Source organism: Streptomyces sp. NPDC059371 (assembly GCF_042751995.1).
GTDB lineage: Bacteria > Actinomycetota > Actinomycetes > Streptomycetales > Streptomycetaceae > Streptomyces.
This window is the reverse complement of sequence record NZ_JBHYXD010000009.1, coordinates 85,622-96,877: the sequence shown is the minus strand read 5'-3', so window position 1 is coordinate 96,877 and position 11,256 is coordinate 85,622. Positions and strand designations below refer to the sequence as shown.

The window sequence follows — 11,256 nt, the reverse complement described above, 5'->3', positions numbered from 1 at the left end:
AGCCGGCCGCGTGACGCTTCCGGCCGGTCGCGTGACGGCTCTGGCCGGTCGCGTGACGGCTCTTGGCGGAGATCGCCGAGAAGTAAGCGCGTACCGCCGGTAATACTTGTTGGTAACAGCCTCTGTACGCGGCCGACCAGCGCATCTACGGTTCACCCATGCCGAACCTGCCCGATGTCGTGCTCTGGTCGATACCCGCCTTCGTCCTCCTCGCCGTGATCGAGATGATCAGCGTCCGGATCCATCCGGACGAGGACGCCGCGGGGTACGGGACGAAGGACGCCGCGACGAGCCTCGGCATGGGACTGGGCAGCCTGTTCTTCGACTTCCTGTGGAAGATCCCGATCGTCGCCGTCTACACGGCCGTCTACGAACTGACGCCGCTGCGGGTGCCGGTCCTGTGGTGGACGATCCCGCTGATGCTGCTCGCGCAGGACTTCTTCTACTACTGGTCCCACCGCGGCCACCACGTGATCCGCGTCCTGTGGGCCTGCCACGTCGTGCACCACTCCAGCCGGAAGTTCAACCTCACCACCGCCCTGCGCCAGCCCTGGACCGGCTGGACGTCGTGGCCCTTCTACCTCCCGATGGTCGTGCTCGGGGTGCACCCGGCCGCGCTCGCGTTCTGCTCGTCGGTGAGCCTCGTCTACCAGTTCTGGATCCACACCGAGCGCATCGACAAGATGCCCCGCTGGTTCGAGTCCGCCCTCAACACGCCCTCCCACCACCGCGTCCACCACGCCTCCCAGGGCGGCTACCTGGACCGCAACTTCGGCGGCATCCTCATCGTCTGGGACCGGCTCTTCGGGTCGTTCGTCGCCGAGACCGAACGGCCCGTCTACGGGCTCACCAAGAACATCACCACGTACAACCCGCTGCGCGTGGCCACCCACGAGTACAGCGCCATCGCCCGCGACGTCCGGGCGGCGGCGACCTGGCGCGAGCGCGCCGGACGGCTTTTCGGCGGGCCCGGCTGGCAGCCCGCGCCGCCGGCCGCCGCGCCGGCCCCGGCCGTGGAATCCGTCGCGTGAGCCCGCGTACCGCGCGCGTCCTGCTCGTCTGCTTCGCGCTGGCGGCGGCCGTCGACCTCCTCTCGCTGCTCGCCGGATTCGAGCCCGGGCACCGGATCGCCAAGCCGCTCCTGATGCCGCTGCTCGCCGCCCACGCGGGTGTGCGCGGCGGACCCCGGCTGCTCCTGGCCGCCCTGCTCCTCGGCTGGTGCGGCGACCTGGCGCTCATGTCCGACGCCGACCCCGCCTTCCTCGCCGGCATGGCCTCCTTCGCGGCGGGGCACGTGTGCTACCTCGTGCTCTTCCGCCGGACGGCGCGCGTCCGGGACCTGAGACTCGTCGGCGCGTACGCCACCGTTCTCGTAGCCCTGGTCGTCCTGCTGTGGCCCGGGCTGCCGGCCGGCCTGCGCGTCCCCGTCGCGGGCTACAGCCTGCTGCTGACCGCGATGGCGTACGGGGCCACGCGCCTCGGGCCCGTCGCGGCGCTCGGCGGCGCCCTCTTCATGCTCTCGGACACGCTGATCGCCACCGGCGTCGCCGACTGGCCGCAGCTTCCGAAGGCGCCCTTCTGGATCATGCTCACGTACATCGCGGCCCAGTTCCTGCTGGTCCGCGGCGTGCTCGACCCCCTCGGCGCGCGACGCGTGTCCGTGGCGGCGTACGGTGAGATGCGCTCAACCACCCCCTGAGCGCATCTCACCCACGCTCCAGACGAGAAGGATCCTCGCCATGCGCGCCACCACCATCCACGCCCCGTTCGACATGCGTGTGGAGGAGGTGCCCGAGCCCATGGTGCAGCTCCCCACCGACGCGATCGTGCGGGTGCTGCGCTCCTGCATCTGCGGCAGCGACCTGTGGGCGTACCGCGGCGAGGCGGCCCGGCAGCCGGGCCAGCGGATCGGGCACGAGTTCCTCGGCATCGTCGAGGAGACGGGCTCCGCGGTGACCGGCTTCCGGCGCGGCGACCTGGTCGTGGCGCCCTTCATGTGGTCCGACGGCGTGTGCGACTACTGCCGGGACGGGCTCACCACCTCGTGCGTGCACGGCGGCTTCTGGGGCGCCGTCGGCTACGACGGCGGCCAGGGCGAGGCCGTACGCGTCCCCTTCGCGGACGGCACCCTCGTACAGCTTCCCAAGGAGGCGGCCTCCGACGACCACCTGCTGTCCGCGCTGCTGACGCTCTCCGACGTCCTCGGCACCGGTCACCACGCGGCCCTCGGCGCCGGTGTCCGCAAGGGCTCGACCGTCGCCGTCGTGGGTGACGGGGCCGTCGGACTGTGCGCCGTCCTCGCCGCCAAGCGGCTCGGCGCGGAGCGGATCATCGCGCTCGGCCGGCACCAGGTCCGTACCGACATCGCGCTCCGCTTCGGCGCCACGGACGTCGTCGCCGAGCGCGGCGAGGCGGCCGTCGCGGCCGTCCGCGAGCTGACCGGCGGCCAGGGCGCGCACTGCGTCGTCGAGGCGGTCGGCACCGAGCAGTCCATGAGCACGGCCGTGAACATCACCCGCGACGGCGGCGCGATCGGCTTCGTCGGAGTGCCCCACGGCAGCGGCACGGGCCTCGACCTGGGCGTCATGTTCGACCGGAACATCGCCCTGCGCGGCGGGGTCGCCCCGGTGCGCGCGTACATCCCCGAGCTGCTGCCCGACGTCCTGGACGGCACCATCGACCCGTCGCCGGTCTTCGACATGACCGTCGGCCTGGACGGCGTGCCCGAGGGCTACAAGGCGATGGACGAGCGCACCGCGCTGAAGGTCCTCGTCACCTCCTGACCCGGCGGGAGCACGGGCGCCGGGCGGGCATCGCGCCCGGCGCCCGCGGTCTCTCAGGTCCAGCGGGCCGGGTCCGTCCCCCAGCGGCCCGGGGGGCGTGACCAGTCGGCCGGACCGCCCGCGAAGGAGACCGGGGGCAGGGCGTGGGCGAGGAGGCCGACGGGGCCGGCCCGCTCCGAAAGCCAGGCGTCGGGACGGTCGTACGGTTCCCCTGCCAAGGGGTCTGCCACAGCGCTGGACGCCGAGGGGTCCGGCACCGCGCCGGACGCCAAGGGGTCCGGCACCGCGCCGGGTCCCTCCTCCCGCCCGATCCCGTCCGTCAGCCACATCGCCGTGCGGGCCAGCGCCAGCCGTACGACGCGGCCGTGGCCCCGCTCCTCCCGCTCGGTCAGCGCCCGCAGGACCGCCGCCGCCAGCAGATACCCGGTGCCGTGGTCGAGGGCCTGCGCAGGCAGCGCGCCCGGCCGCTCGGGCGATCCCTCCGCCACCGCGATCCCGGTGGCCACCTGCACCAGGCTGTCGAAGCCCCGCCGCCCGCCCCAGGGCCCGTACGCCCCCCACGCCGACACCTGCGCCACCACCAGGCCCGGATAGCGCTCGGCCAGCGCCTCGGGGGAGAGCCCGAAGCGGTCCAGGGCGCCGGGCCGGTACCCGGTGACGACCACGTCCGCCGACGCCAGCAGCTCGTCGAAGGCGCGGCGGTCGGCCGCCAGGTCCAGCAGCGTCGAGCGCTTGCCGAAGCCCGTGTCCGCGTGGGCGTCCGGGTCCTCCGGCAGCTGCGGCGCGTCGACGCGCAGCACGTCGGCGCCCAGCAGGGCGAGGGTGCGGGTGGCGACCGGGCCCGCGATGACCCGGGTCAGATCCAGGACACGCACCCCGGCGGCGGGCAACAGCTCCCCACCCCCGGACAACGGCCCGAGCCCCCGCCCGCGCCGGCCGCCCGGTCCGTCCTGCCCGGCGGACGCGCGGGCGCCCACCGGTCCGCCCCGCCCGGCGGACCCGTCCCACTCGATCAACGGGTGCTCCGCCAGTGCGAGGCCCTGGGCGTGGGCCGCCCACTCCTTCGGTGTGCGCAGCGCGACGGCGAGTCCGCCGGCGGCGTACACCGTCTCCTCGATCTCCCGCGCGGAGCGCCCGGCGAGCAGGGCGGCCACGTCCTCGGGGCCCGCGTCGTCCGACGCGCCCAGCGCGCGCAGCAGCCGGGCCCGGTGATGCGGATAGTTGGCGTGCGTCCGCACCCAGCCGTCCGCGGTCCGCCAGAACCGGGACAGCGGCGCGAAGTTCAGCGGCGCGCGCCCGTCGATCCGCAGATGCCGTTCGCTGACGAAGGCCGTGGCGACGGCGCCGTCGTCCACGCCCACCCGCGGAACCCGCGCGAGTCCGGCCCGCCGGGCCCCCAGTTCGGCGGCCGCGAGCGCGCAGGCGCCCACGCAGGCGCGCGCCAACGCGCGTACGGGCAGGGCGGCTTCCAGCGCCCCGGCCCGCGCCACGGTCGAAACCCCGGGGAGCAGTGCCGGGTCTCCGCCCAGCTCCTCCCACACAGCGGCCATCGGTGTATGCGTCATACCGGCACTATGCGGTGTGGACGCGATCAACACGGGAGGTGGCCCCGGACGGCGCGTGGCCCCGGGCGCCCCCCCGCGGGGGGGGGGGGGGCGCCCGGGGGGGGCGGGGGGGGGGGCGGCGGGCCACGGGGGTTACGGCTGGCGCTACTTGACCGCCCTCAGGGCGTTGACGATGCCGGATCCGTAGAAGCCGTTCACGTGCTTGCCGCCCACGCAGGTCGCGTCGACGACACCGTCACCGTTGCCGTCGTACGGCTCGGCCGGGCAACCCGGGTTGTCCGCCTCGGCCTTGAGAAGGAGCTGGAGCTGAGCGGGCGTCGCCCAGGGGTACTTGGACTTCAGGAGCGCGGCCACACCGGCGACGTGCGGGGTCGCCATCGAGGTGCCCTGGAGGAAGCCGTACGTGTTGTTCGGCAGCGTGGAGAGGATGCGGCCGTTCGCCGAGGGCGTGTCCGGGATCTGGTAGCGGTCGCCGCCGGGCGCCGCGACGTCGATGACACCGTCCCCGTAGCTGGAGAAGTACGACTTGGCGCCCTTGACGCCGGTCGAGGAGACCGTGACGACACCGGGCAACTGGGTCGGGATGTCGAAGCACTTGTGCGGGTCGACCGTCCGCGTCGTGGCGGTCGAGTCGTCGGGGCTGGACGCGTCGGTGAGCGCGTCCGAGTCGAGGTCGTCGTTGGAGTTGCCCGCCGCGGCGACGTTCAGCGTGCCCTTCCGCTGGGCGTAGAGCTGGGCGCGGTTGACGGCGTCGACGATGGCCTTCTGGTCGGGGTCGTCGAGGCAGTTGTACAGCCACGGGTCCACGTAGTAGCTGTTGTTGGTGATCTCGACACCGTGGTCGGCGGCGAACACGAAGGCGCACACGACGCTCTCCGGGAAGAAGAGCTGGGTGGAGTCGGGCTCGGCGACGGTGATGCCGGAGACCTTCACACCCGGCGCGACCCCCGCGACACCGACGCCGTTGCGGGCCGCCGCGATCTCTCCCGCGACATGCGTGCCGTGGTAGTGGTCGGCGTCCACCGGGCGCCAGGACCCGTACGTCGTGTCCGGCTTGCCGCCGACGCAGTTCGCGGACTGCGAGGCGGAGAAGTTCGGCGCGATGTCGGGGTGTGTGTCGTCGACACCGACGTCGATGACCGCGACGGTCACCTTCTTGCTACCGGGGTTGATCGTGGCCGCCTTGTCGGCGCCTATCGCGCGCAGGTCCCACTGGTCGGCCTCCAGGGGCTCCTGGCCCGCGTCGGCGGACTTCGCGACCTTGGCCGCCTCGGCGGCGGACAGCACCTGCGCCGCGCCCTCGTCCGTCGTGCCCGCGGCCTTCAGCGGCGAGGTGCGGGTGGCACCGGCCGACTGCACTCCGCGTACCGTCCGGATCTGCCGGCCGAAGTCCGGGTTCGCGGAGTGGACGACGATCACGCCGATCTGCTCGTACGCGATCACGACACTGCCGCCGGCCGACGCGATCGCCTTCTTCACCGACGCGATCGTCCGGTGGTCCGTCGTCGTGTTGACCACGTACGAGAGGTTCGGCCCGTCCGCGGTCGTCGCGGCGGGCGTGGTGAGAGGTGTGGCCGTCGCGACGCCCGGCAGGAAGCCGAGCGAGGCGGTGAGCGACAGAACGACCGGCACGGCGAGGGCGAGACGGTGTCTGGAACGCAGATGAGCCATGGGATCTCCACATCATCCGGAAAACGGAGCTGCCCGAACACGGATGGTGCTCGGGCAGGTACATGACGGAATGGTGCAGGCCGAAGCTATCCTCCCGCCGACCGGCCCAGCAATGACTTGCGGCGACGACTTCAGAAAGGCGACGGCTTCAGAAAGAGGACGAGGGCGCGTGGCGACGACTTCCGAAAGAAGCCGGGCGAGTTGAACCGGTCCACGCGTGGCGCCGTGACCTTGGGCAGGGAGCCCGTGGACGATCGAGCCCCCGGCTTTGATCACGGAACGGACGCGATCGGCAGCGCTCCGTCACGTGACGCACGTCGATGTGAGGTCGAAGTCCCATGTCCGTACCCGAACCGTCCCCGTCCGCGGGCCCCGATCTGCCCCCGCCCACCGTCGTAACCGCACCCGCAACGCGAGGAGACACCGTGGCCACCGACGCACCACCACCCGCGAGGACCGGAGCCGAGCTCCCGTCCACGGAAAAGTTCGTCGAGATGCAGGAGAGCGCCGAATTCGGTGAACTGCGCAGCTCGCACCGCTCCTTCGCCTTCCCGCTGACCGCCGGATTCATCCTCTGGTACCTGCTGTACGTCCTGCTCTCGAACTACGCGGGCGACTTCATGGGCACCAAGCTGTTCGGCAACGTCAACGTCGCCCTGGTGCTCGGCCTCGCCCAGTTCCTCACCACCTTCCTGATCGCCTGGTGGTACTCGCGGCACGCGGCCACTCAACTCGACCCCAAGGCCGACGCCATCAAGTCCCGGATGGAGGGCGGCGCATGAGCCCCGTACAGACCACCGCGCACACGACCGTGCTGGCCGCGGGCGAGGCGAGCCAGCACCGCCCGCTGATCATTACCCTGTTCGCGGTGTTCGTCGCCGCGACCCTCGTCATCACCGTCTGGGCCGGCCGCCAGACCAAGGACGCAGCCGACTTCTACGCGGGCGGACGCCAGTTCACCGGCTTCCAGAACGGACTCGCCGTCTCCGGCGACTACATGTCCGCCGCCTCCTTCCTCGGCATCGCCGGCGCGATCGCCCTCTTCGGCTACGACGGCTTCCTCTACTCCATCGGCTTCCTGGTCGCCTGGCTCGTCGCCCTGCTCCTGGTCGCCGAACCCCTGCGCAACTCCGGCCGCTACACGATGGGCGACGTCCTCGCCTACCGCATGCGCCAGCGCCCGGTCCGTACCGCCGCGGGCACCTCCACCATCGTCGTGTCGATCTTCTACCTGCTGGCCCAGATGGCGGGCGCGGGCGTCCTCGTCTCCCTGCTCCTCGGCATCACCAGCGACGGCGGCAAGATCGGCATCGTCGCGCTCGTCGGCGTCCTGATGATCGTGTACGTCACCATCGGGGGCATGAAGGGCACCACCTGGGTGCAGATGGTCAAGGCGGTCCTGCTCATCGCCGGCGCCGTCCTGCTCACCTTCCTGGTCCTGCTGAAGTTCCACTTCAACATCTCCGACCTGCTCGGCAAGGCGGCCGACAACAGCGGCAAGGGCTCGCCTTTCCTGGAACCCGGGCTCAAATACGGTGCCACCTCCACCACGAAGCTGGACTTCATCTCGCTGGGCATGGCACTGGTCCTCGGCACCGCGGGCCTGCCGCACATCCTGATCCGTTTCTACACCGTGCCCACCGCCAAGACCGCGCGGAAGTCGGTCAACTGGGCGATCGGCCTCATCGGCGCCTTCTACCTGATGACCCTCGCCCTCGGCTTCGGCGCCGCCGCGCTGATCAAACCGGACGAGATCATCGCCTCCAACAAGGCGGGCAACACGGCGGCACCCCTGCTCGCCCTCCATCTCGGCGGCGTGGACTCCGACTGGGGCGCGATCCTGCTCGCCACCATCTCCGCCGTCGCCTTCGCCACGATCCTCGCCGTCGTCGCGGGACTGACGCTCGCCTCGTCCTCCTCCTTCGCGCACGACATCTACGCGAACGTGATCAAGAAGGGGCAGGCGTCGGAGAAGCAGGAGATGAAGGCCGCCCGGTACGCGACCGTCGGCATCGGCGCCGTGTCCATCCTGCTGGGCGCCCTCGCCCGCGACCTCAACGTCGCCGGCCTGGTCGCCCTCGCCTTCGCGGTCGCCGCCTCGGCCAACCTGCCGACGATCCTCTACAGCCTGTTCTGGAAGAAGTTCACGACCGCGGGCGCTCTCTGGTCGATCTACGGCGGCCTGGTCACGGCGGTCGGCCTGGTGCTGTTCTCCCCGGTCGTCTCGGGCAAGCCCACCTCGATGTTCCCGGACGTCGACTTCCACTGGTTCCCGCTGGAGAACCCGGGCCTCATCTCCATCCCGGTCGGCTTCCTGCTGGGCTGGCTGGGCACCTTCCTGTCCAAGGAGGAGCCGGACGCCGGCAAGTACGCCGAGCTGGAGGTCCGCGCCCTGACCGGCACCGGAGCGCACTAGACACGGCATCGCGCGGGCCCGTCGCAGGACCACCGGTGGATCACCACTGGTAGATCCCTACGACGGGCCCGCGCCGCGTCTCGTGCGATCGGGCCGCTGTTCCCGCCGGTCCCGTCACGTAGGCTCACAGGTATCCGGAGAAAGAGATCGGCAACGAGGGAGGGGGCCCACGTGCTCATCGACACCTACGGCCGGATCGCCACCGATCTGCGTGTCTCACTGACGGACCGGTGCAACCTCCGCTGCACGTACTGCATGCCCGAAGAAGGCCTGCAGTGGCTCGCCAAGCCCGACCTCCTCACCGACGACGAGATCGTCCGCCTGATAGGGATCGCGGTCACCCGCCTCGGCATCGAAGAGGTCCGCTTCACCGGCGGCGAACCCCTGCTGCGCCCCGGACTGCCCGGAATCGTCGAGCGGGTCGCGGCCCTCGCCCCCCGCCCGCAGATGTCCCTCACGACCAACGGCATCGGCCTCAAGCGCACCGCGAGCGCCCTGAAGGCCGCCGGTCTGGACCGCGTCAACGTCTCGCTGGACACCCTGCGGCCCGACGTCTTCAAGACCCTCACCCGCCGCGACCGCCACCAGGACGTCATCGATGGCCTCGAAGCCGCCCACGCCGCCGGCCTGACCCCCGTCAAGATCAACTCGGTGCTGATGCCGGGCCTGAACGCCGACGAAGCCCCGGACCTGCTGGCCTGGTCCATGGAGCACGCCTACGAGCTCCGCTTCATCGAGCAGATGCCCCTGGACGCCCAGCACGGCTGGAAGCGCGACGGCATGGTCACCGCCGCCGACATCCTCGCCTCGCTGCGTACCCGCTTCCGGCTCACCGAGGAAGACGCCGGCGAGCGGGGTTCCGCACCCGCCGAGCGCTGGATCGTCGACGGCGGCCCGCACCGCGTCGGGGTGATCGCCTCGGTCACCCGCCCGTTCTGCGCGGCCTGCGACCGCACCCGCCTCACCGCCGACGGCCAGGTGCGCACCTGCCTGTTCGCCACGGAGGAGACCGACCTGCGCGGCGCGCTGCGCTCCGGCGCGCCCGACGAGGAGATCGCCCGCGTCTGGCGCGCCGCGATGTGGGGCAAGAAGGCGGGAGCGGGCCTGGACGACCCGTCGTTCGTGCAGCCCGACCGCCCGATGTCGGCGATCGGCGGCTGACGGGTCCCGGGGCGGACAGGTCCTACGGCGTGTCCTGGTCCTCCCCGCTCTCCGCGGGCCGGGAGGCCTCCCACTCGGCGAGGGGCACGACGTCCTTCAGGAACCCGCGCACCCCGAGGAACGACGACAGGTGCTCGCGGTGCTCCTCGCACGCGAGCCAGGTCTTGCGGCGCTCGGGCGTGTGCAGTTTCGGGTTGTTCCAGGCGAGCACCCACACGGCGTCCGCGCGGCAGGCCTTGGCCGAGCAGACGGGGGAGACGGGACCGGAGCCGGGGGCGTTCGAGATCACCCAGCCGACCCTAGCCGAGGTCGCGCGGCACGCGTTCCGCGCGGTGGGCGGACCCTCCGCGGGCCGGGCTCCGAGCCTCCGAAAAGGCGACGCCGAGCAGCCACGGGGGGAGCTGCCCGGCGTCGGTCTGTCGCTCCGACGGGGGATGCGGAGCGCGTACGAAGTATGTCACGGGTCACCCGCCGCCCGGCACTGGAACAACATGATTGATCTGAGCTTTTCTTGAGCTTGCCGGTGTGCGGATATTCCGTTTTCGGGGAATGCGCGGACGTCCGTCCGGAGCTGAACCGGCTTTGTCCCAGGGCGAGTTCGCCCGCTTTCCGGCTCCGGTCGGGTCTCAGGCCGGGTCGCGCGGCTCGGCGCCCGAGCGCGCCTCGGGACCGGTCGCGGCGTCCTCGGCGGAGGGCTCCCCGGTGCCGTCCTGCGGTGGCGGAGTGATCATCGGACGCAGCGGAGCGGTGACGAAGGTCGAGGGGAGCGAGGGCGCGTTCTCACGTCCTGCGTTCGCGATGACCACCGCGACGTACGGGAGGAGAATTCCGAGGACCAGAGCGACCAGAGCGACGGGCCGTTCGACGTTCCACAGGGTGGCGGCCAGGATCACCGACACCGTACGGACGGACATCGAGATCACGTAGCGGCGCTGCCGGCCGCGCACGTCGTCGTCCAGGCTCTGTCTGGCTCCCGTGATCCGGAAGACCTGGACGTTGCTCTGCTTCCTGATCACACTCCACCACCTGACTGTGTCGGACTCCCGGTCCGTACCCGTCACGGACCCGTCGAGGACGCGGGCCCGGACTGCTTCCACGGTACGCCGCGTCTGCGCCGCCTTCGAGACCGGGGCACGTCCCGTCCGGGCGGTCACGGTGCGCCGTAGCGCGTACGGCTCCGCCCGACATGCGCCGTATGGCTGACAGCCAGAGACTGGCGGTACCGCTCACGGGGAGCGGTACTAGGAGGCGGACATGGGCTGGTTGTGGGCGATCATCGTCGGGTTCGTGCTGGGCCTGATCGCCAAGGCGATCATTCCGGGGAAGCAGCACAGCCCTCTCTGGCTGACCACCATCTTCGGCATCCTCGGAGCCATCGTGGGCAACGCCCTCGCGCGTGCCTTCGGCGTCGAGGCGACATCCGGCATCGACTGGACCCGTCACCTGTTCCAGCTGATCGCCGCGATCGTCATCGTGGCGCTGGGTGACATGGCGTACATGGCCCTGTGGGGGAACAAGAAGGCGCAGCAGCAGGCGTGACCCCGTCCGAACGGACGAAGGGGGGGGGGGGGGGGGCGCCGCGGGGGGGGGGGGCGCGCCCCCCGCGCCGGGGGGGGGCGTGAGCCCCCGCGCGCACGCCCCCCCCCCCCGGCGCGCGAGG

Annotated in this window: 11 protein-coding genes; 7 read left to right on the top strand and 4 right to left on the bottom strand. The window is 71.7% G+C overall.

What is annotated here, in order from left to right; genetic code table 11:
- Positions 1 to 158: 158 nt before the first annotated feature.
- Genes ACFXGX_RS08150 through ACFXGX_RS08140 form a run of 3 tightly spaced genes read left to right on the top strand, consistent with a single transcriptional unit; the run spans position 159 to position 2,783 of the window.
- The gene (locus ACFXGX_RS08150; protein WP_384786421.1) at positions 159 to 1,031 is read left to right on the top strand and encodes a sterol desaturase family protein; all 873 of its coding nucleotides are present in this window, start codon (positions 159 to 161) and stop codon (positions 1,029 to 1,031) included.
- Complete coding sequence (locus ACFXGX_RS08145; RefSeq protein WP_384786418.1) at positions 1,028 to 1,699, top strand: lysoplasmalogenase; 672 nt, start codon at positions 1,028 to 1,030, stop codon at positions 1,697 to 1,699. Before ACFXGX_RS08150 ends, ACFXGX_RS08145 begins: the two co-directional genes overlap by 4 nt.
- A gap of 40 nt (positions 1,700 to 1,739) precedes the next feature.
- Positions 1,740 to 2,783: a zinc-dependent alcohol dehydrogenase family protein gene (locus tag ACFXGX_RS08140; protein ID WP_384786415.1), complete on the top strand. Its 1,044-nt coding sequence runs from the start codon at positions 1,740 to 1,742 to the stop codon at positions 2,781 to 2,783.
- 53 nt (positions 2,784 to 2,836) lie between these two features.
- Here the strand turns inward: ACFXGX_RS08140 and ACFXGX_RS08135 are convergent, their stop codons facing one another.
- Both ACFXGX_RS08135 and ACFXGX_RS08130 read right to left on the bottom strand, forming a co-directional pair.
- Positions 2,837 to 4,348: a CoA transferase gene (locus ACFXGX_RS08135; RefSeq protein WP_384786412.1), complete on the bottom strand. Its 1,512-nt coding sequence runs from the start codon at positions 4,346 to 4,348 to the stop codon at positions 2,837 to 2,839.
- Between the two features lie 144 nt (positions 4,349 to 4,492).
- On the bottom strand, positions 4,493 to 6,019 hold the full coding sequence (locus ACFXGX_RS08130; protein ID WP_384786409.1) for a S8 family serine peptidase: 1,527 nt from the start codon (positions 6,017 to 6,019) through the stop codon (positions 4,493 to 4,495).
- 425 nt (positions 6,020 to 6,444) lie between these two features.
- On the opposite strand from ACFXGX_RS08130, the gene ACFXGX_RS08125 reads away from it, so the two are divergent.
- From ACFXGX_RS08125 to moaA, 3 genes are all read left to right on the top strand, one after another.
- Positions 6,445 to 6,801 (top strand): DUF485 domain-containing protein, encoded by a 357-nt coding sequence (locus tag ACFXGX_RS08125; protein ID WP_384786406.1) that lies wholly within the window; start codon positions 6,445 to 6,447, stop codon positions 6,799 to 6,801.
- Positions 6,798 to 8,435 carry a cation acetate symporter gene (locus ACFXGX_RS08120; RefSeq protein ID WP_384786403.1) on the top strand — a complete coding sequence of 546 codons (1,638 nt, stop codon included), beginning with the start codon at positions 6,798 to 6,800 and terminating at the stop codon, positions 8,433 to 8,435. The genes ACFXGX_RS08125 and ACFXGX_RS08120 overlap by 4 nt, the downstream gene beginning before the upstream one ends.
- Before the next feature lie 171 nt (positions 8,436 to 8,606).
- Entirely contained in the window at positions 8,607 to 9,596 is a 990-nt protein-coding gene (gene moaA, locus ACFXGX_RS08115; RefSeq protein ID WP_384786400.1) for a GTP 3',8-cyclase MoaA, read from the top strand.
- A 22-nt stretch (positions 9,597 to 9,618) separates the two neighbouring features.
- Here moaA and ACFXGX_RS08110 read toward each other — a convergent pair whose 3' ends face one another.
- Positions 9,619 to 9,885 carry a hypothetical protein gene (locus ACFXGX_RS08110; RefSeq protein ID WP_384786397.1) on the bottom strand — a complete coding sequence of 89 codons (267 nt, stop codon included), beginning with the start codon at positions 9,883 to 9,885 and terminating at the stop codon, positions 9,619 to 9,621.
- A gap of 337 nt (positions 9,886 to 10,222) precedes the next feature.
- Positions 10,223 to 10,609 (bottom strand): DUF3099 domain-containing protein, encoded by a 387-nt coding sequence (locus ACFXGX_RS08105; RefSeq protein ID WP_384786586.1) that lies wholly within the window; start codon positions 10,607 to 10,609, stop codon positions 10,223 to 10,225.
- A 241-nt stretch (positions 10,610 to 10,850) separates the two neighbouring features.
- On the opposite strand from ACFXGX_RS08105, the gene ACFXGX_RS08100 reads away from it, so the two are divergent.
- Complete coding sequence (locus ACFXGX_RS08100; protein WP_384786394.1) at positions 10,851 to 11,135, top strand: GlsB/YeaQ/YmgE family stress response membrane protein; 285 nt, start codon at positions 10,851 to 10,853, stop codon at positions 11,133 to 11,135.
- Positions 11,136 to 11,256 lie beyond the last annotated feature (121 nt).